Source organism: Ruegeria sp. BE1 (assembly GCF_056538885.1).
Genome location: NZ_JBQFTY010000004.1, coordinates 403,390 through 422,926, shown reverse-complemented (window position 1 = coordinate 422,926; position 19,537 = coordinate 403,390). Strand labels below are relative to the sequence as shown.

Sequence of the window (19,537 nt, the reverse complement as noted above, 5' to 3'; positions counted from 1 at the left end):
CGGGCGATCACGCGCTCCCCCAGTTTCTGACGTAATTCTTCAGGTTGACGTCACGGGCGATGGCTTCGGGCAGGATGATTTTAATGTCCTCGGTAACCCGGCCAGCGCGGCTTTCTTCCAGAATTCCGGTAATGATCAAATCAACCAGAACCGAGCTTTTAATGCCAACCCGCGCGAAACGGGACCCCATCAGCGGGATGACCAGAGGCTCCATCGAACAGACGGCTCTGGCCTCAGCCACCAATCCGCGGATGGCTTTGATCAGCATCTCGGCGTCGGCAGAACAGACGTTGTTTGTTGTGTCGGTTTCACCCAGCGCAACAAACAGGAACTTCTGCTCACTGCTGCAGGCGCTAGCGGTCGTCCCGATGGGATAGCGCGTCCGTTTGCCCTTTGCCCGCGCTTCCTTGACCCCGTCTATTCCGCTCAGCGACCGCTTGACCTGCTTGTCCCAGTCTTCCTGCTTGTCCGGCCAATGCGTTTTCAGAACCTGACCATGCAACGAGTCTGCTGCCACCAGAACGTCATCCACGGAACTGTCGAAAAAATCATTGACCGCAATGGCCTTCCAGCCATCCTGCTGGAACAAATCCCCGAATTTAATGATGACTTTCGTGTCGTTATTGGGGTCCCGGATTTCGACCTGCCGGCGCAAAAAGCCGCGCACCTTGTAGCCGTCCACAAAGAAAACCAGAACGCCGGGCAATATCCCCAGAACGACGAACCAGACAAAAGAAACCGTGACGTCCTTGTTGGTCAGAACTTCGTAGGATTCCAATCCCAGAAAAATGGCACCAAAGGACACAAGAACGGATCGAACAAAATCCCGCCAATGCTCCAATATCCATTTCATTACTCTGTTCCACATGCTGCCTGACACGTCTTACCGGATTACCAACGCCAGCGTAGGACAGCAAGAAAAATACAAAAAAAGGATATTTTTTATTTTAAAAATAGGGGCTTATAAACCCCGTCGCGAAGCGTACCTTACCGTTTCGCCAACAGTGACGTTAGAACGAAATCCTCGACCCCCTCAAGGATATCGGCCATCGGTACTTCGGACAGAACGCTGCGATAGGCGCAGCCTTCTAGGGTTTCGATCACCAATTGCGCGGCCTGATGGGTATCGGGAACCGCTCGCAGATCACCGTCCCGAATGCCTTTTGCCAGAACAGCCTTTAGCGCATCGGTCAACAAGGCGCGGTTTTCCACGAACAACTGCGCAATATCGGGCTGGCGAATGGCTTCGCTGCTTATCTCCAGCGTCAGGATGACGTTCTCTGGTGCGGCCAGATAATTGGCATAGGCGCGGATAAATACGGTCAGAGCCTCCGGCGCAGGTGATCCCGTTTCCAGAAGGGTCAGAAACCGCTCAAGATCACGCCGTTCAAGCATGGCAATCTCGACCAACACATCATGCTTGCCGCGAAAATGGTTGTACAAATTGCCCAAGCTTACGCCTGCCTTGGCCGCGATATCGCGCACCCCGGTCTGGTGATAGCCACGCTCCAGAAAACAGATGATCGCAGCCTCAAGGATCTGGTTCCGCCTTTTGGCCGCTGCCCGTTCCCGCGACGAGAGTTTGGATTTTTCGGTTTCAGACATTTTTCAACCACTCTATTGAACGAACGTTCGTTCATAATATATGACACCAGACCACAGATCGCAACCAAATACCGATTCGGAAACGTGGAAAGCTTTGGACATATGACCGACCCATCCCCGACCCATACGACAAAACCGGCCCGCCAATGGCTTTGGGTCGGGGTCTCTCTGGTTTTGTTGGTCGGAGTGGTAGGCCTGCTGTTCGACACTCAGGACACGATCGATGTGCAGGTAACGGCCGCCCCACCGGAACCGCCGACCGTCTCGGTTGTTCTGGCCGAGCCCGAGACTGTTGCGGCGCAGGTCACGGCCTTTGCCGAGGTGCGGCCCAGATGGGACGCTCAGCTGCGTTCCGCCGTGTCCGGGCGCATTCTGGCGGTGCATGATGCGGCGCTGAGCGGCGCTCAGGTCGCGCGCGGTGCGCCGTTATTTACAATCGAAGACGCCCCCTATCAAAGCGCTGTTGCTGCTGCTGAAATGGAACTGGAACAGGCCCGGCTGGCCCTACTGCGCGCCAAAAACAATGTGACCGTCGCACAACGCCAGTTTGAACGTGACGGCGTCGACCCTCCGAATGAGCTGGCCGTGAACCTGCCACAACTGCGTATCGCCGAAAAGACAGTCGCGACCGCCACCGCGAACCTTGAGACCGCGCGCAGAAATCTGGCGGATACCGAAGTGATTGCGCCATTTTCCGGCTTTGTGATTGACCGTTTTGTCAGCCTTGGCCAAACGGTTACCCCGGGCGAGGCGCTGATCCACCTGTCCGATGACCGGCATTTCGAACTTGTGGCTGAATTCAGTCAGGCCGATTGGGCGCTGTTGGATCATCCCGTATCCGGCGGCACCGCCCAGCTGCTTGACCGCAGCGGAAACAGGCTCGGGCACGCGAAGGTGCGCCGCGGAGGTGGGTTTCTGGACCAGAACACCCGGCAGGTACGCGTGTTCCTGGATGTCACCGCACCGGACGGGCGAATCCTGGCCGGGGATTTTCTGCAGGTCCGCCTGCCCGGACGCAGGCTGGACAACACCCTGACCCTGCCAGAAAGCGCCCTGACCCGCGCCGGGTATATCTGGCTGGTCGGGGCCGATGATCACCTGCAAAGGCTGCGCCCGGAACTGCTGTTCCGCAGCCAGGGCCGCATCACCATCGCGGCGCCCGAGGGGCCGGGGCCGTGGCGGGTGGCGCGAACACCTCTGGCCTCGTTCCTTCCGAGTCAGCTTGTGGCCCCGCAGATGGTTGGGGGTTAAGCCATGCACGCCCTGACCGCATGGTTCATCCGCAATCCCGTCGCCGCCAACCTGATGATGGTGCTGATCCTGTTTCTGGGCGTCCAGACCCTGCTGACCATCCGCATCGAAGGCTTTCCCCGCATCCCGCCGGAAAGCGTAACCATCGCGATTGAACTGCCCGATGCCACCGCCGAACAGGTGGATGAGTTGGTCACCCAAAAGGTCGAGCAGGCGCTTGAGGGGCTGGACGGAGTGCGCAGCGTGACGTCTCAGTCGCAAAACGACCTCAGCGTGGTGACGGTGCGCCGCGCCGGGGGTGAGGCGCTGCAGGACATTCTGGACCGGGTCCGCATTCGCATCGACGGGTTGACCGACCTGCCCGACACCGCCCGCCGACCGGTGATCGAGGCTGAAGGCTTCGACTTCCCTGCCCTGTACCTCAACCTTTATGGTCAAACCGACCCGGCCACCCTGCAAAGCCTGGCACAACGCCTGAAAGAAGAGCTGCTGGCGCAGCCAGAGCTGTCGCGCCTGCAAATCTGGGGCCTGATCCCGCGCGAATTGCGTATTGAGATCGACCCGGCCGTGCTGCGCCACTATGGGCTGACCGTCTCGGACGTCACCCGTGCCATCGCCGAGAACTCTTTGACCTTTCAGGCGGGCCGCCTGCGCACCGAAGGCGGCACCATCTTTCTGCGCGCCGATGACCGGGCCAAATACAGGCCGGAATATGAGGCGCTGCCGATCATCCAGCGCGATGACGGATCCTATGTGCCCCTGGGCGACATTGCCCGGATCGAGGACGGCTTTCAGGACGGCGACTACCTGTTTCGTCTGAACGGCAAGCCGACCGTCGGGCTTGAGGTTCTGGTGGGGCAAAAGGAAAACCTGCTGGAGATCAGCAAGGTTGTGCGCGCCACCGTGGATGATTTCAACCGCCAGCTTCCGCCGCAGGTACAGGTCGAGGTCTGGGGCGACAGCGCCGACTATATCTCGGACCGCTTGGCCCTGCTGCGATCCAACGGGGTGCAGGGCCTGATTCTGGTGACATTGATGCTGTCGGTGTTTCTGAACGTCCGGCTGGCCTTTTGGGTCGCAATGGGCATTCCGATCTCGGTCATGGGGGCAATCGCGGTGTCGGGCTCGAAATGGGTCGATTACTCGCTGAACGATGTGACCACCTTTGGCCTGATCATCGCCCTTGGCATTCTGGTCGATGACGCCGTTGTGGTGGGCGAAAGCGTCTATGAGGAACGGCACAAGGGCAATGACCCGATCAGGGACACCGAACGCGGCGTCAACCGCGTTGCCATGGCCACCGTCTTTGGGGTGCTGACCACCATCGCCGCATTTTTCCCGATGCTGCTGATCGACAACCCGCTGGGCAAAGTTCTGGCCGGGTTTTCGGGGATCGTGATCCTGGCGCTGATCTTTTCGCTGATCGAAAGCAAGTTCATCCTGCCCGCGCATCTGGCCCATTCCCCCATGGGCCGCGAACGCCACTATGTGATCACCCGCCTGTGGGGCCGCATACAGGATGCGGCACAAGGGAGCCTCTATTGGGTACGCGACCGCATCTATCAGCCCATTCTGGCCGCCGCCCTGCGGCACCGCTATGCGGTTCTGATCCTGTTCCTTACCGCTGCGATGCTGGGGCTTGGGCTCATGTACAAGGGCAAGGTCAAAACCGTGTTCTTTCCCGAAGTCCCCGGTCAGATCATCACCGTGAACCTTGAGATGGACGCCCGCGCGCCCTTTGCGCTGACCCGCGCCAATGTGAACCGGATCGAGCAGGAGCTGAATGACCTGAACGCCGAACTGGCCGCCGAGGCCGGCATGGAAACCCCACCCGTTCAGACCGTTTTCACCATCGTCAACAGCGCAGGCAGCGCTCAGATTTATGCCGAGATGATCCCCGTGGCCCAACGCCCCGACGTTCCGATCCTGACCGTGGTACGGAACTGGCGGGACCGGGTTGGCGCGGTCGAGGGCGCGACTGAACTGGAATTTACCGGCTCGGAATCCCTGGCCGGTGGGTTCCGCCTTCGGCTGGCGTCCAAGGATGAGGACCTGCTGCAACAGGCCAGCGACGAGGTGAAGGACTTCCTGTCCAATATCGAAGGCATGTCCAACCTGCGCGACGGGTTGGTCGGCGGACAGCCCGAGCTAAAGCTGCGACTGCGCCCCGACACCCGACACCTTGGCTTTACCAGCGAAAGCCTGGCCCGGCAGATCGGCTTTGGCTTTGGCGGTGCCGAAGTGACCCGCGTTCGGCGCGACGGGTCCGAGGTGCGCGTGGTGGTGCAAAACGCCCGTGAAAATCGCGACACCTTGGCCGATCTGATGCAAACCCGGCTGCGCAGTACCTCTGGCGCATGGGTGCCCTTGGACACGGTGGCCGAGATTGAGGGCACCTATACCGCGGGCACCGTCTTTCGCCGCGATGGCAAGCGCATGAACATCGTCGCCGCTTCTGTCGACCGCGATCTTGTTGCCCCCGAAGAGGTCGGGCAGGCTGTCTTTGAACAGCTGGCCCCCACCCTGCGCGCCAAATACCCCAGCGTGACCATCCTGCCTGCTGGTGAGCTGGAGGAGATGGCCGATATCAGCGACGGCCTCAAACGCGCGCTGCTGCTGGCGGCGGTGCTGATCTATGTGCTGATGGCCGTACCGCTCAAAAGCTATTGGCAGCCCTTTGTCATTCTGGCCATCGTGCCTTTTGGCTTTATCGCCGCCGCCGTGGGGCACCTGATCATGGGCGTTTCGCTGTCGCTGTTTTCCTTCTTTGGGATGCTGGCCCTGACCGGCGTGATCGTGAATGACAGTCTGGTCATGATCACCCGCTACAATCAGGCCCGGGCCGAGGGTCAGACCACCCATGCCGCCCTGCAAGAGGCGGGCATCGGACGGTTCAAGGCCATCTTCCTGACCACCGCCACAACCGTCATCGGGTTGCTGCCCTTGCTGACCGAGACATCGGAACAGGCGCAATACCTGATCCCGGCTGCCATCTCGCTGGCCTTTGGTGAGTTGTTCGGCACTGCGCTGATGCTGGTGCTGGTACCCGTGTTGATCGCCATCACCGAAGACGTCCTGTCCGTCTTCAAACCCACAGCTCATCCCACACACGCAGAAAGGACATCCTCATGACCAGGGCATTGATACAGGCGGCGTTTGTCGGCCTGACGCTGGCCACCCCTTTGGCCGCGGACGGTCTGAACGTGATGGTCGAGGGCATTCGCAACGGCAAAGGCAATATCGTGATCCTCGTCTTCGACAATGCCCGCGCCTTTGACACGCTGGATGTCTGGGGGGCAGTCGATTACGCGCAGGTCCCGTCGCGCAAAGGCCGCGTCAGCCACGCCTTCCCGGACCTGACCGATGGCCCCTATGCCATCATGCTGTTTCACGACGAAAACAAGGATGAAGACCTGAACATGACCGAGACGCACTTGCTGGAAGGGATCGGGTCAACCGGAGCGCCAAATCCGCAGGACAACCCCGATTTCGCCGCCGCCTCGGTCTGGCCCGGGGATGTGCAGGTGCGCATCCACTACGATCAGTGACGTCCCATGCTGACGGACCGCAAACTGTCGATCCGGGTGCTGCTCAGCGTGTTTCGCTGGCGCGTCGGGGTGACATGGGGCCTGATCCTGCTGGAAACCGCGCTGACCGTGCTGATCCCGCTTTCGATGGGATTTGCCATTGACGGTTTGTTGGATGGCAGGTTCGAGCCCTTTGTGCATCTCGGCCTGCTCTTGACCGGCCTGACCCTGATCGGAGTGATCCGCCGGATTTACGACACCCGCGTCTACGGCACGATCCGCGTCGAACTGGGCAAAGCGCTTGCAGCGCGCTTTGCTGCGGCCCCGGTCTCGGTTCTGAACGCCCGTATCGGCATGGGGCGCGAGCTGGCCGATTTTATGGAAGACACCCTGCCCACCGCCCTTGCCGGTATCGTTCAATTCGCGGTCTCTGCGGCGCTGCTGTTTTATTTTTCACCCATGCTGGCCCTGTCCGCCTGTGGCGCGCTGATCGGGATGATCTGCGTCTATGCCCTGTTTCACGCAAAGTTCTGGCACTGGAACCGGGCGCTGAATCAAAAGATGGAGCATCAGGTCACCATTCTGGATCAGCGCAAAAGCCGCCCGCTGAAGGTTCATCTGGGAAAACTCCGCAGGTACGAGGTCAAACTCTCAGATACCGAGGCGATTCTCTACGGCACGATTTTCATTCTGTTGATTGCCCTGATCCTGTTCAATCTGTGGTTCGCGACCCAACACCTGAACGCAACTCCCGGGGCGATTTTTTCCATCGTCAGCTACACTTGGGAATTCGCCGAGGCCGCGCTGGCCCTGCCGATCGCCCTGCAATCCTGGTCGCGCCTGTCGGAAATCACCACCCGTCTGCAAAGCGACTGAAAGGGGATGCAAATCCACCTCACTTTTTAGACAGAAACACTTGTTTCCCCTATACCTTACCACTATTGTCAGGTTTGGAAAAAGAAGCGAGCCCATGTCATGATGCAGGCAATCAGTTTCGAACAGGCATATCACAGACCTGCGCCGCGCAAACCGCAGTTGCAGGACAGCACCCTGCAGATCATCAATCATCTGCGTATGGTTGCATTGCAATGTCGTGCGTCGTCACGCGTGGATCTGGATCAGGCCTGTGCCCTGCTGCTGGCAGACCCCGGCGACGCACATATGCGCCATGCCGAAACCCTGATGCGCGGCTTTCGGCAGGCCGTCTCAAAACGCCCCGTCTTTTTTCGCCCCGGAACCCCCGATTTGTCCTTTGATGAGGCCTGGCTGGGCCGTCTGTTCGAAGCGGTTCAGAGCAAGGATGACGACAGTTTCAACTTCCTCATCCGCTCACGGGTTCCGCGCTGGACCCAACAAAATCTGGCCTTTCTGATCCGGTCGATTTCCGAGCAATTTCATCGGTTTTAGAATTATTCTAAAAAGTCCTTGGAATTCTCTGCCAATCCTCTAAATATGGGTTATCGCACTGTTTATTCGTTAAACGGCGCACCCAAACCAGAGATTCAAGGGATTTCGAAATGACCCAGACTGCCATTGACCTGACCGCTGATGCACGCGCCGCTGTGGCCGACGCGCTGAACCAATCCGTTGCCGAAACTGCTGTTGCGACAATGCTGGCTCAGAACTTTCACTGGAACGTCACCGGCATGGCCTTTGGCCCGTTGCACGACCTGTTTCAGAAAATCTACGAAGATCACTTCGTCGCTCAGGATGATCTGGCCGAGCGGGTCAAAGCGCTGGACGCCCATGCCGAAGGCACCCTGGCGGGCATGCTGAAACGCTCGAAGGTGAGCGAGTTTGAAGGCACCGCCACCGACAAAGAAATGATCAAGATGATGATGGAGGCGCAAGAGACGCTGGCCGCAACCCTGGCGGGTGCGGGTGAGATTGCTGCCGGTCACGGCGACACCCTGACCGAGGATCTGTGCATCAGCCGTGGCCAGACCCATGAGAAATTCGCGTGGTTCCTGCGCGCGATGCTGCGCTGACGCGATCGCGACCTAGCTGGCCAGGGGGATATTCGCCTTGGCCTTCTTCTTTTTCAGCTTTTTCAGATAGGCCGGTCCCCAATGGGTGTACCGGCCCATTTTTTCCTGCTGGCCCACCAACATCTGCACAAAACCTTCCTGCTGATCCGCACGCTTGATCGACTTGAACAGCTTTTTCTGACTTTTGGTCATCGAACACCCGATGCAATGCCCCTCGCGGCGGAATTTGCAGACATCGATACAGGGGCTCGGGATCTTTTTGCTCATGAACGGAACTCGCTGTGGCACCGGGCGTGGCGCATTGCTGGTAATAGATGACTGTTTTAGTCAGATAGTCGTTCAGCCCCACCCCGCCAAGCCCTTATCGGCATCCATGGGCGCAAACATCGCACCCTTGACCTGCGGTCAATGATCAAAGGGTTGGATGATCACGGCATCGGGGAAAAGGCTCAGGATGTCCGCCTGAGCATGTTCCAGAAACACCAGCTTGATATTCGCGCCCGCATCCATCGTGGCGTAGGCATCCAGCCCCTCGCCCCGCGCCTGCCAGAGGCGTTCCAGTACAGTCCAACTTTGCGGGGTCAGATAGGTCAGGGCGGGCCGCGCCGCCTGCATCGTGGCGTGCATGGTCAGTGCGTTCGCCTCGGCGGTTTTGCCCAGCGTCTGAAAATCGTGGTTGGCAATCGCGGTTTCGACGGTCTGGCAATCCTGCTCGGCCAGCGCGGGCCAGCTTGCAAATAACGGGCTGGTATCGACCGTATGGTTCATGCCATCGCGCGACGAATGCGACTTGGGCGCGGTATCCACCTTGATGATTGCGATCCGAAATTGGGGCCATTGCACATCCAGCGGCACGCCATGGCTGTCAGAGCCATCCTCGGACACGCCCATGTTCCAGCGCACAAACCCATGCCACAGAGACCGCGTAGCGCTGCCACTGCCCAGCCGGGCCACACGGCTCATGTCAGGATCGCTCAGCCCCAGCCCGAAGCATCCGCACAGCGCGCGGGTCAGCGCCGCGAACCCCGACGCGGATGAGGCCAGCCCCGCCGCCGTCGGAATCGTATTTCTGGTCGCGATCTCCAGCGGCATGTCCCGCCCCGCGCGGAACAGATCGGCAAAGGCCAGCGCCTTGCGGGCAAACCCCGTCTCAGCCGACAGCACCGCCCCATCCAGCAAGACCTGATCCACCCCGTCCGGCGCCGGACCGACGGTGGTGTAAGACCCCCACTCGGCCAGCGAGACCGACACCGAGCTGTTCAACGGCAGGTTCCGCGCCCTGTCCCGCTTGCCCCAGTATTTAGACAGGGCAATATTGCTGGGCGCATAGGCGCTAAAGCTGCGCGGTGTGTCTGCGTGCTCCATCGCATGTGCAATCAGGTTCCGAACCGCGTCAGTCATGGATGATAAGCCCTTCTTTGGCCAAGGTTACCGGAACGAAATCCGCAGGCACCGCACCCACAGCCAGCACACAATCCCCCAGCCCCGAGCCCGAGATTTTGGCGGTCAGCACGTCTGGCGTCTGCCGCGCCCCGCGGATGAGGTCGCGCAAGTTGTCATCGCTGACGCCCAACGCCTCCATTCTGGTTTGATATTGGGTCAGTGCCTCGGCGAAACCGACCCAGTCCTGAGTTTCGGCCGCAGAAATGGCCGTTTCCGCCAGCGCACCCATGGACGCGTATAGCCGGTCATACTCGGCCTCGTGCCCCTGCATCTGATCCGCGATCTTCTGCAAAACCACCGCCGTAGGCGTCTTGTATCCGCAATAGCGCAGGCTCAGCTGTGGCGGAACCGGCAGCGCGGTCATCTCGGCCAGCGGCGGCGCGCGATAGGCCAGCATCCCGCCCATCAGGCTGGCGGCCAGATCAGCCCCGCTGCCGCGCCCCTGAATGTCGTGAATGATCCTGTGCGCCTTGGCGTGCAACCCGGTCAGCAGCATCCCGGCATGGGTCAGAATGGCCCCCAGCCCAGCCACCGTAACGGCCGCCGACGACCCCAGACCCAGCGTCGGATCGATCTGCGACGAGATGGTCAGATCAAACCCGGTCTCAATCTCGTCTTGATGCTGTGCAATAGCGGCCAGCAGGAACTTATACGGCCCGTCCATCTCGATTTGGTCCAGCGCAACCGACAGCGGCGGCGCAATGTCTGAGGACAGGCGAACCACCCTGTCCGCGCGCGGCTGCAGGGTGACCGTCAGCCTTTGTTCGATGGCGGCGACGATGGCCCGGCTGCCGTAAACGACCGCATGTTCGCCGGTGATCATGATCGATCCCGGCGCGCTGGCGCGGATCATGTGTCACCTCCGACGGGTGCAGGTCCCAACGCGGCCCCTTGGGCCGCCAAACGCAGCGCGGACCAGGACAGGCCCGGGTGATCTGCCATGAACCGTGCCATTTTGTCGGCGTCCTCCATATGCACCAGAACCACGCCGCCAGCCTCACCCCGTATCGAACCGGCACCGCAGATTTTGCCCGCGCCGCCCGCTGCATTCACTGCTTTGACAAAGGCACACGCGGGTTCGGGCACGACGCCGATCCGCTCCAACAGCATCTGGTTTTCACGGATCGCGTCATCGGGGTCATCGCCCTGCGAGATCGCGCGGGTGAAGGCGGTCGTGCACTCGCTGAACTGCTGCCACAGCGCGCTGTCCTGCGCATGCGCGGCGCGCACGGCGCTGACACATTCGCCGGTGCTGCTTTCGGGTTTGCCATGCAGAACCCAATACCATCCTTCACCGCTCAGCAACCCATGGCCCTCTGGCAACTCGGGCGCGTCAATGCCCGCGTCGCCTGCGCGCACCAAACCGCCACGCACCACGGCAGCGGCATCGATGGGCCCGGCTCGCCCGTGTTTGAGCCGCTCGCAGAACCGCACCCTCTCATACCGCTCGTCCAGCGTCTTGGGCCGGTCCAGCAGATGTTCGAACAGAACCGTTGTTGCCGCCACGATCGCGGCAGACGAGCCCATGCCGGACCCGATCGACAGCTCGGACCGGCTGGCCAGTTGCCCCGGTGCCAGCATGTGATTCATCGCCCCGATCCCGGGAATGGCCGTACTTGTGGTGCCAAGGTTCTCATGCAGCAGCGATGCCAGCGTATAAACCGCCAGATCATCGGGGCGCGTCAGGATTTTATGTACATCCAGCTCACCGCGCAGAAACTGATCGAACCGCTGATCCAGCGATGACTTGAACTGCGACAACAGTCTCAGCGGATAGACCTCGCCCGCCGACAGGTTCTCGAACGCGGTTTTCAGCCCTTCGCCAAGCCCCAGTGGCTGAAATGACACTTCGGTATAGCGCGCGACCGCCATGGCCAGGGCGGGGGCCCCATAGAGAACCGAGTGTTCGCCGGACAGAATCAGCTTGCCCGGCGCATGCGCCCGTGTGACCTCAGGCGTTCCGGTCAATGTAGATGCGCTTGTGATCGTCAATGCTTGCAAGCCTGTAGCGCCCGCGGGCCTCATCCGGCATCAGGCCGTTGTGGACGCCTTCCTCACCGGGCGGATGCCACAGCGTGACATAATCGTCATAAGAAACCGGGTCACGTTCATCCAGGTTTTTTCTGTGCGACGCGTCAAACAGGTAATCGCGATACCCCGCGGATACCGTGGCATCAAAGAATTCACCTGTTGCGCCGGACCCGTAGGAAAACAGCCCCAGCGTCTTACCGGTCAGGTCCTGTTCCGCATTCTCCAGCGTCGACAGGATCGCCAGATAGACCGAAGCCGTATAGCTGTTGCCAACCTGACGGTTATACAGCATCCCCGGCAAGGCGGTCGCCATATCCACGGTGGCACCGGCCTCTTTCGCCAGATGGCGATGGGCTTTTTCGCCCATGCGCGTGAACGGAAGATGATAGCAGAAATGCGCGAAATCGTCGTAGCTTTGACCGCCATTGGCCTGATAATCCCGCCACGATTCCACCAGCGCGTTCAGATAGCGCAGCGCCGAGTATTTGCCGTCCACCAGCGGGGTGCGGCGGTGGTTCGGACGCCAGAAATCCATGATATCTTCGGAAAACAGGCCCGAGACCGAGCCGATTTCCAGCAGCTTGGGATCGGCCGTCACCAGCATCGCCACCGCAGCCGCGCCCTGCGTCGCCTCGCCCGAGCTGTCCAGATCATAGCGCGCGATGTCCGACGCAATGACCAGAACCTTGCGGTCAGGTTTGCGCGCCACATGGGCGCAGGCCATCTGCAACGCCGCCGTGGCGGAATAACACGCCTGTTTCAGCTCAACATTGCGCACATTGGCTGGCAGGCCCAGCAGACCCTGCAGGAAAATCCCCGCAGATTTCGACTGATCAATCCCGGTTTCAGTGGCGAACATGATCGTGTCGATCCCGTCGGTCCCGAACCGGTCAATGATGGGCCGCGCCGCCTCAGCCGCAAGCGTGACCACGTCCTCGTCATGGCCGGGCATGGCGATCTTTTCCTGCCCGATCCCGCGCGAGAACTTCTCGGGGTCGATACCGTGGTGCTGAGCCAGCGTATCCAGCGCGATATAGCGATGAGGCGTGAAAAAGCTCATCGCGCTTATACCAGTTGAAACTACCAAAATTTTGTCCTTGATCGGATCAGTGATGAATTGCCCTTGAGCTGAGATATATCTGCGCAGCTCAAAAGGAACATCGCCGTCTGGAATTCGCGACGTAACGCTTCAATTTTTCGTATGACGCGCGCGCTGGATTCCTGTGCAGCGGTCAGAAAGGGGGCAGCCAGACCGCAAACATCCGCGCCAAGAATGATAGACTTTGCCATATCCAAACCGTCTCTGATACCGCCGCTGGCGATGAGTGTTGTTGGATCGGTCTTTTTGCTCAAGACGTCCCGAGTTTCAAGCAGGCTTTCTACTGTTGTCAGGCCCCAGTCCTGAAAGACCAGCCCCAGATCGTCATCGTCATCCGCCCGGCGGTGGTATTCGATCCGGCTCCAGGATGTGCCGCCGCGCCCGGCCACATCGAAATGACGCACGCCGGCCTGATAGCACAGATCGACATCCCGGCCCGACAGACCCGCACCCACCTCTTTGACCAGAACGGGCACCGGCATTGCGGGGATCAGTTCGGCGATCCGCCCGGTCAGGTTGGAAAAGTCGCGGTCGCCTTCGACCTGAACCGCCTCTTGCAGCGGGTTGAGGTGCAGGTACAGCCCATCCGCACCCAACGTTTCAACCGCCTCAGCGCAGTGATCTGCACCCAGCCCCGCGTTCAGCTGCACCGCGCCTATATTGCCGATCAGCGGAATGGTAGGCGCCACTTCGCGCAGCTGAAAGCTGGTTTTTGCCTCTGAATCCGTGAACATGACCCGTTGCGAGCCCACCGACATCGCCACACCCGTGGCCTCGGCCGCTTCGGCAAGATTGCGGTTGATGCGCGCGATCTCGGCCCCCTTGCCGCCTGTCATCGACGAGATCAGCAGCGGAAAGCTCAGCTCTTTGCCCAGAAACCGGGTGCGTGTGTCCACTTTGTCCAGATCCAGCTCGGGCAGCGCCCGATGGGTCAATGAGATCAAATCAAAACCACTGCGCTGGCGTTCGACAGCAGGGTCTTCGATGATGGCCCGCAGATGATCCAGCTTGCGCCCGGCAACGCTGCGGTCCGGCGACGAGGGGCCGGTCATCGTTCCAGTTCCATATGGGTGCGCACCAGTTCGCCCGGGTTGGTCTGCGCCGCCAGCAGAGACAATTCGCCACACAGCACCGTCCCGGCACATAATGCCGCCAGCCTGCGGGCATTGTCGCCTTCGTCCCGGTCGTCCTTGCAGCCCATCTGCTGCAGATTATCCTCGACCTGATCATTGCCCTTGCCCGCACCGACCGAGCCGACAATCAGGTTCGGCAGGGTGCACGAGAAATACAGATCCTCGCCCCGCGCCTCGCAATGCACGATACCCTGGCTGCCTTCGATGATATTGGCCGCGTCCTGTCCGGTGGCCAGATAGAAGGCCAGCAGCATATTGGCGAAATGGGCATTGGCGCTGCGCAGCGATCCGGCCAAATTGCCGCCAACAAAGTTCTTCTCGATGTTCAGCGTCACCATCTGTTCCGGCGTTGTGCGCAGCATGCGCCGCAACAGACGGCCCGGAATCTCGATCTCGGCAATCACGTATTTGCCACGCCCCAGCAGCCCGTTCACCGCCGAGGTTTTCTTGTCCGTGCAGAAATTGCCCGAGATCGACGCATAGGACAGCTCGGGGTTGTCCGCCAGAACCCAGTTCAGCACCGCCTCGGCCGCCTTGGTCACCATATTGTGACCCGAGGCATCCCCGGTGGAACACTCGATCCGGATATACAGCAGGTTGCCGGCGATCTGGCGATTCAGTTTGATCAGACGGGCAAAGCGGCTGGTTGAGGCGACGATTTGCGCGACTGTCTCAGTCTGCGTCTCGATCCGCTGCCAGGCGCGATGGGCCGAGGCCGCATCCTGCCCGCGCACGGCGATCGAACGCGTCATGCGTTCATCCACCAGTGTGACCTGAATCCCTCCGGCGTGGCGCGACACGCCTGCCCCGCGCGCCGTCGAAGGCCAAAGCGGCGTCTCATAAGTGGCCAGAGGCACCGAGACCTCACCGGAAACCAGATCCCCCTTGAACAGAATAGGCCCAACCCATTGGGTTGGAATCGGGGTCACGAACGAAGACTTGGTGCGCACCTGGCTTCCCTTTTTGTCGTATCTTTCATCACAAACGGTCCGACCCGATGCAGGGCATCGTCAGACGTGACCGCTTATGTCAGACTGCGAAACGCAATCATAGTGGCCGTGGCAGTAATCCCAACCGCTAAAATGCGCCAATGTCAGCGACATAATATCATCATGGCCCAGACGCAGCCGAACCAGGGCGGGGCGGTCGGGGAATCAGGGGGCCTGGTGGGTATTGCCCCGCGCTGACACGCTGCAATGCGCAAAATTTGGATTTTCCCTGACGGGGTTTCTGTGATTGTCTCGGCCCGACTCTTGCCCCAACGGCACAACAAACCCGCACAAAACAGGAGAGCACATGTCAGATCACGGATATGAATCGGGGCGTTTGAACCTGCCCTTTGTCGGCATCGCCACGTTTGGCAAAAAACCTTACGTGGCCGACTGGGATCAGATTGACGCCGACGTAGCCATCCTAGGCGCGCCGTTTGATTTCGGATGCCAGTATCGCTCGGGCGCGCGGTTCGGGCCACGGGCGGTGCGCGAGGCATCGACCCTATTCAGCTTTGGCCACGCCGGGGCCTATGATCATGAGGATGACGCCACCTATCTGGGCGGCGATGTGCGGATCGTCGATCTGGGCGATGCCGATATCATTCACACCAAGACCCGCGAAAGCCATGCCAATATCGAATACGGGGTGAAGAAAATCCTCGATGCGGGGGCTCTGCCCGTGACCATCGGCGGCGATCACTCGGTCAATATCCCCTGCATCCGCGCCTTTGCTGACGATTGCGACAAGAACGGTCCGATCCACGTGGTGCAGATCGACGCGCATCTGGATTTCGTCGATGAACGCCACGGCGTGACCGAGGGGCACGGCAACCCGATGCGGCGCGCGATTGAACAGGATTACGTTTCGGGCATGACGCAGCTGGGCATCCGCAACGTGTCCTCAACCGCGAAAGAGGGGTATGACGACGCCCGCGCCCGCGGCTCGGATATTCTGTCGGTGCGGCAGGTGCGCAAACTGGGCACAGACGGCGTGCTGGACCGCATCCCGCAGGGCGCGCGGTACTATGTCACCATCGATATTGATGCCTTTTGTCCCTCAATCGCGCCGGGCACCGGCACGCCCAGCCATGGCGGGTTTCTGTACTATGACGTGCTGGAAATCCTGCAGGGGCTGGCCAAGCGCGGCGACGTGGTGGGCATTGATCTGGTCGAGGTCGCCCCGGCCTACGACCAGACCGAAAGCACGCAGATTCTGGCGGCACAGCTTTTGCTGAACTTTCTGGGTTTCATCTTTCACCACCGCCGCTAGCGGTCAGCCCAGATAGGCGCGCAGGCTGGGCGGCGGGTTGTCAAACAGCTGCGCGGTCGGGGCTGGCGCATGGGCGCAGCCCTCGGCCACCAATACCGTCTGATCGGCAATGCGGCGTGCGTCCTGCGGATCATGACTGACCATCAACAGGGTCGTGCCCGTCTCGGCCAGCAGTCGGGCAACAAGGTCCAGCATCTCGGTCTTCAGCGCGGGCCCCAGCGCCGCAAAGGGTTCGTCCAGCAACAGCATGTTTCGGCGCTGCACCAATACCCGCGCCAGCGCGACGCGGCTTTGCTGCCCACCGGATAATTCCGCCGGTTTCCGCTCGCCATAATCGGGCAGGCCGACGCGGGTCAGAGCCGTCTGAACCTGCGCGTTTTCCGCCTCTGACAGCCGCCCATTGGGGCGCAGCCCAAGGGCCACGTTCTGCTCAACTGTCAGATGCGGAAACAGATTGCCATCCTGAAACAGCATCGCCAAAGGACGCTTGCCCGGCGCAAGGTCGGAAATCCGCACCCCATCCCATAGGATTTGCCCGTCTGAGAGGTCGCGAAACCCGGCAATCGCCTCAAGCAGTGTGGATTTTCCGGCCCCCGAAGGGCCGACAATCGCCACGCTGGCCCCGGCGGGAACCGAGAAATCGGCCTGCAGCGCAAAGCCGCCATTCTGCACACTGCAGCGCTCAAGTTTCAGCATGCGCCCGTCCCCCTCGGTCCAAAAGCCAGAATGCGCCCATCGACAGTATCAGCAACAACAGCGCCGCACCCGCCGCCGCCTGCATCTGATAGGCGCCCATCAAGCGGTAAATCTGCAAGGGCAGCGTGGCAATCTGCGGGTCGGCAAACAGGGCGATCACCCCAAGATCCCCCATCGACAGCGCTGCCGCCAGCCCTGCCGCAAACCGGATTTGCGGTCGCATCCGGGGCAGAAGAACGCGGGTGAAAAACACCCATTTACCCATATCGAGAGACAGCGCCAGCCGCCCGTGGCGGTCAACCACATCCCGCGCGGCAGGCACCAGAATGCGCAGGGCAAAGGGCAAAGCCATCACCGCATTCACCAACGCCGTCACCGGCAGTGCCAGCGTCGTGGGGTTCGCCACCGGGCGGATCAGGATGAACAGCCCGGTGCCAATCACCAAAGGTGAGGCCGCCAGCCCCAGAATGCCGCTCAGCTCAACAATGCCATGACGCCCGGTCGCCACCGCCATCGCCATGGGCAGGGCCAGCATCAGCAGCACCATCGTGCTGGCCGCCGCCACCAGAACCGAGATCACCGCCGCGCGAAACACCAGCGCCGGCATCTCGAACACCCCGGCAATGCCCGAGATCGCCACCGCCGCCAGTGGCAACAGCAGGAACCCCGCAGCCGCCACGATCCAGACGGCATCAAGAACCGGCGCGCCACCATCCCAGCGGCGAATGGCCCGGTCCAGCCCGGCCCCGAATCCGTCGCCGCGTGAGAATTTCAGCGCCGCCAGCGCGGCAGCGGCGGTCAGGGCCAGTTGCAATCCCGACAACAACGCCGCGCGGCCCAGATCGAAATCATAGGTAAACGCCTGATAGATCGCCAGTTCCAGCGTCGTGGCGCGCGGCCCGCCGCCCAATGTCAGAGCGACGGCAAAACTGGTCAGGCATATCGCAAAGATCACCGCCAAGACACCCGGCAGAATGCGGCGCAGCATCGGCCATTCGATCAGACGGAACATGGCCCAGCCGTCACAGCCCAGCTGCGCAGCCAGCCGAAACCGTTCCGCCGGAACCTCTTGCCACGCCTGCAGGATCAGCCGCGTGGCCAGCGGCAGGTTGAAAAACACATGGGCCAGCACCACCCCGTGCAGCCCATAGATGCGGATCGGCGGCAGGCCAAAGACGCCCAACAGCTCGGAAATCCAGCCCGCCCGGCCAAAGACCTGCAACAGCCCGAGAATGGCGACAATGACCGGCAGAATGAAAGGCGCGCCCAACAGCGCGATCAACACCCGCCGCCCGGCAAACCGCCGCCGGGCCAGGGCGCGCGCCACCGGAATGGCCAGCGCGGCGCTGAACAGCGCGGACAGAACCGCCTGAACCAAGGTGAACCGCAACGCGGCCCAGTCCGAGGGTCCGAACCCGCCCGCCGCCTCGGCGCGCAGGCCCACGGCGGCCAATGTCCCAAGGATCAGCGCGGCCACCAAAGCCGCCGCGCCAATGCCCGGCCATGGGCTTACTGGCTGAGCGCGCTCAGCCATTCCGCCAGCGCCTGATCCCGCACCGCGGCGGCCTCATCCGGGGTGAACAGCAGCGATTTCTCGGGCACGATCAGGGTGTCGAACCCTTCGGGCAGCCCGTCAGCCGGGGTCACGGCCGGATACATCCAGTTGGTCGTGGGAATGATCTGCTGGAATGCGTCCGAGACCATGAAGTTCAGGAACTGATCGGCCAGTTCCGGCTGATCGCTGTTGGCCAGTTTCGCCGCCACTTCGACCTGCATGTAATGGCCTTCGTCAAAGGCCGCTGCCGCCTTGCTGGCATCTTCCTCAGCGATCAGATGATAGGCGGGTGAGGTGGTATAGCTGAGGACCATGTCGGCCTCACCCTCAAGGAACAGGCCATACGCTTCGGACCAGCCTTTGGTCACGGTGACGATATTGTCAGCCAGACCTTCCCACATGTCCTCGGCCTCATCGCCATAGGCGGCATGCACCCACAGCAATAACCCCAGACCGGGGGTGGATGAACGCGGGTCCTGAATGATGATCTTGGTGTCGCTCTTGGCCAGTTCCGCGAAATTCGCAGGGGCCGCCGCATCCGCGTTGTGGACAAATGCGAAATAGCCCCAGTCATAGGGGGCGAAAACCTCATCGGTCCATTCGATCGGCAGGTCATACTCGGCGCTGACCCCGCTGGGCGCAAACAGGCCGGTGTCCTTGGCGGCGTTGATCAGGTTGGTGTCCAGACCCAGCACCACATCCGCGTCCGAGGTTTCACCCTCAAGCCGGATGCGCGACAGCAGGGCGGCGCCGTCCTCAACGCCCACAAGGTTCAGCGTACAGTCGCAGATCGCCTCAAACGCCTCTTTGACCTGCGGGCCCGGGCCCCAGTCCGAGACAAAGCTGTCATAGGTATACACGGTCAGCTGAGGTTTATCGGCGGCCACCGCCGTAGTCGCGCTCAGAAGTCCCGCAGCAATCATCAGATGTTTCATGTCATCCTCCAT

General features: G+C 61.1%; 19 protein-coding genes. 7 read left to right on the top strand and 12 right to left on the bottom strand.

The window, feature by feature from the left end; translation table 11 throughout:
- Positions 1-7: 7 nt before the first annotated feature.
- A complete protein-coding gene (locus ACR0J5_RS14815) occupies positions 8-853 on the bottom strand; it encodes a macro domain-containing protein (RefSeq protein WP_480654635.1) in 846 nt (281 codons plus the stop codon).
- Between the two features lie 134 nt (positions 854-987).
- Positions 988-1,605 carry a TetR/AcrR family transcriptional regulator gene (locus ACR0J5_RS14810; protein WP_480654633.1) on the bottom strand — a complete coding sequence of 206 codons (618 nt, stop codon included), beginning with the start codon at positions 1,603-1,605 and terminating at the stop codon, positions 988-990.
- A 102-nt stretch (positions 1,606-1,707) separates the two neighbouring features.
- On the opposite strand from ACR0J5_RS14810, the gene ACR0J5_RS14805 reads away from it, so the two are divergent.
- The 6 genes from ACR0J5_RS14805 to ACR0J5_RS14780 all read left to right on the top strand — a co-directional run bounded on the left by ACR0J5_RS14805 (position 1,708) and on the right by ACR0J5_RS14780 (position 8,371).
- Positions 1,708-2,856: an efflux RND transporter periplasmic adaptor subunit gene (locus ACR0J5_RS14805; RefSeq protein ID WP_480654631.1), complete on the top strand. Its 1,149-nt coding sequence runs from the start codon at positions 1,708-1,710 to the stop codon at positions 2,854-2,856.
- Between the two features lie 3 nt (positions 2,857-2,859).
- Complete coding sequence (locus tag ACR0J5_RS14800; RefSeq protein ID WP_480654629.1) at positions 2,860-5,988, top strand: efflux RND transporter permease subunit; 3,129 nt, start codon at positions 2,860-2,862, stop codon at positions 5,986-5,988.
- Entirely contained in the window at positions 5,985-6,404 is a 420-nt protein-coding gene (locus ACR0J5_RS14795; protein WP_480654627.1) for a DUF2141 domain-containing protein, read from the top strand. The genes ACR0J5_RS14800 and ACR0J5_RS14795 overlap by 4 nt, the downstream gene beginning before the upstream one ends.
- A 6-nt stretch (positions 6,405-6,410) precedes the next feature.
- On the top strand, positions 6,411-7,259 hold the full coding sequence (locus ACR0J5_RS14790) for an ABC transporter six-transmembrane domain-containing protein (RefSeq protein WP_480654626.1): 849 nt from the start codon (positions 6,411-6,413) through the stop codon (positions 7,257-7,259).
- A gap of 102 nt (positions 7,260-7,361) precedes the next feature.
- Positions 7,362-7,790, top strand: a complete 429-nt coding sequence (locus ACR0J5_RS14785; RefSeq protein ID WP_480654624.1) for a hypothetical protein — start codon at positions 7,362-7,364, stop codon at positions 7,788-7,790.
- Between the two features lie 110 nt (positions 7,791-7,900).
- Entirely contained in the window at positions 7,901-8,371 is a 471-nt protein-coding gene (locus ACR0J5_RS14780) for a Dps family protein (protein ID WP_480654622.1), read from the top strand.
- 12 nt (positions 8,372-8,383) lie between these two features.
- On the opposite strand, the gene ACR0J5_RS14775 is transcribed toward ACR0J5_RS14780, so the two are convergent.
- From ACR0J5_RS14775 to ACR0J5_RS14745, 7 genes are all read right to left on the bottom strand, one after another.
- Positions 8,384-8,638, bottom strand: coding sequence for a DUF1289 domain-containing protein (locus ACR0J5_RS14775; protein WP_480654620.1), 255 nt, complete (start codon positions 8,636-8,638; stop codon positions 8,384-8,386).
- 138 nt (positions 8,639-8,776) lie between these two features.
- Positions 8,777-9,772, bottom strand: coding sequence for a diphosphomevalonate decarboxylase (gene mvaD, locus ACR0J5_RS14770; RefSeq protein ID WP_480654618.1), 996 nt, complete (start codon positions 9,770-9,772; stop codon positions 8,777-8,779).
- Positions 9,765-10,667 (bottom strand): mevalonate kinase family protein, encoded by a 903-nt coding sequence (locus ACR0J5_RS14765; RefSeq protein ID WP_480654617.1) that lies wholly within the window; start codon positions 10,665-10,667, stop codon positions 9,765-9,767. Before ACR0J5_RS14765 ends, mvaD begins: the two co-directional genes overlap by 8 nt.
- Positions 10,664-11,782 carry a mevalonate kinase family protein gene (locus ACR0J5_RS14760; RefSeq protein WP_480654616.1) on the bottom strand — a complete coding sequence of 373 codons (1,119 nt, stop codon included), beginning with the start codon at positions 11,780-11,782 and terminating at the stop codon, positions 10,664-10,666. Before ACR0J5_RS14760 ends, ACR0J5_RS14765 begins: the two co-directional genes overlap by 4 nt.
- The gene (locus ACR0J5_RS14755) at positions 11,766-12,932 is read right to left on the bottom strand and encodes a hydroxymethylglutaryl-CoA synthase (protein WP_480654614.1); all 1,167 of its coding nucleotides are present in this window, start codon (positions 12,930-12,932) and stop codon (positions 11,766-11,768) included. Before ACR0J5_RS14755 ends, ACR0J5_RS14760 begins: the two co-directional genes overlap by 17 nt.
- Complete coding sequence (fni, locus tag ACR0J5_RS14750; RefSeq protein WP_480654612.1) at positions 12,926-13,996, bottom strand: type 2 isopentenyl-diphosphate Delta-isomerase; 1,071 nt, start codon at positions 13,994-13,996, stop codon at positions 12,926-12,928. The genes ACR0J5_RS14755 and fni overlap by 7 nt, the downstream gene beginning before the upstream one ends.
- Positions 13,993-15,027: a hydroxymethylglutaryl-CoA reductase gene (locus ACR0J5_RS14745; RefSeq protein WP_480654610.1), complete on the bottom strand. Its 1,035-nt coding sequence runs from the start codon at positions 15,025-15,027 to the stop codon at positions 13,993-13,995. Before ACR0J5_RS14745 ends, fni begins: the two co-directional genes overlap by 4 nt.
- Before the next feature lie 346 nt (positions 15,028-15,373).
- Here ACR0J5_RS14745 and speB point away from each other — a divergent pair, with 346 nt between their 5' ends.
- Positions 15,374-16,339: an agmatinase gene (gene speB / locus ACR0J5_RS14740; RefSeq protein ID WP_480654608.1), complete on the top strand. Its 966-nt coding sequence runs from the start codon at positions 15,374-15,376 to the stop codon at positions 16,337-16,339.
- Between the two features lie 3 nt (positions 16,340-16,342).
- On the opposite strand, the gene ACR0J5_RS14735 is transcribed toward speB, so the two are convergent.
- Genes ACR0J5_RS14735 through thiB form a run of 3 tightly spaced genes read right to left on the bottom strand, consistent with a single transcriptional unit; the run spans position 16,343 to position 19,525 of the window.
- Entirely contained in the window at positions 16,343-17,035 is a 693-nt protein-coding gene (locus tag ACR0J5_RS14735) for a thiamine ABC transporter ATP-binding protein (protein WP_480654606.1), read from the bottom strand.
- Positions 17,022-18,569, bottom strand: a complete 1,548-nt coding sequence (locus tag ACR0J5_RS14730; RefSeq protein ID WP_480654605.1) for a thiamine/thiamine pyrophosphate ABC transporter permease ThiP — start codon at positions 18,567-18,569, stop codon at positions 17,022-17,024. The genes ACR0J5_RS14735 and ACR0J5_RS14730 overlap by 14 nt, the downstream gene beginning before the upstream one ends.
- Positions 18,545-19,525 carry a thiamine ABC transporter substrate binding subunit gene (gene thiB / locus ACR0J5_RS14725; RefSeq protein WP_480654603.1) on the bottom strand — a complete coding sequence of 327 codons (981 nt, stop codon included), beginning with the start codon at positions 19,523-19,525 and terminating at the stop codon, positions 18,545-18,547. The genes ACR0J5_RS14730 and thiB overlap by 25 nt, the downstream gene beginning before the upstream one ends.
- Positions 19,526-19,537 lie beyond the last annotated feature (12 nt).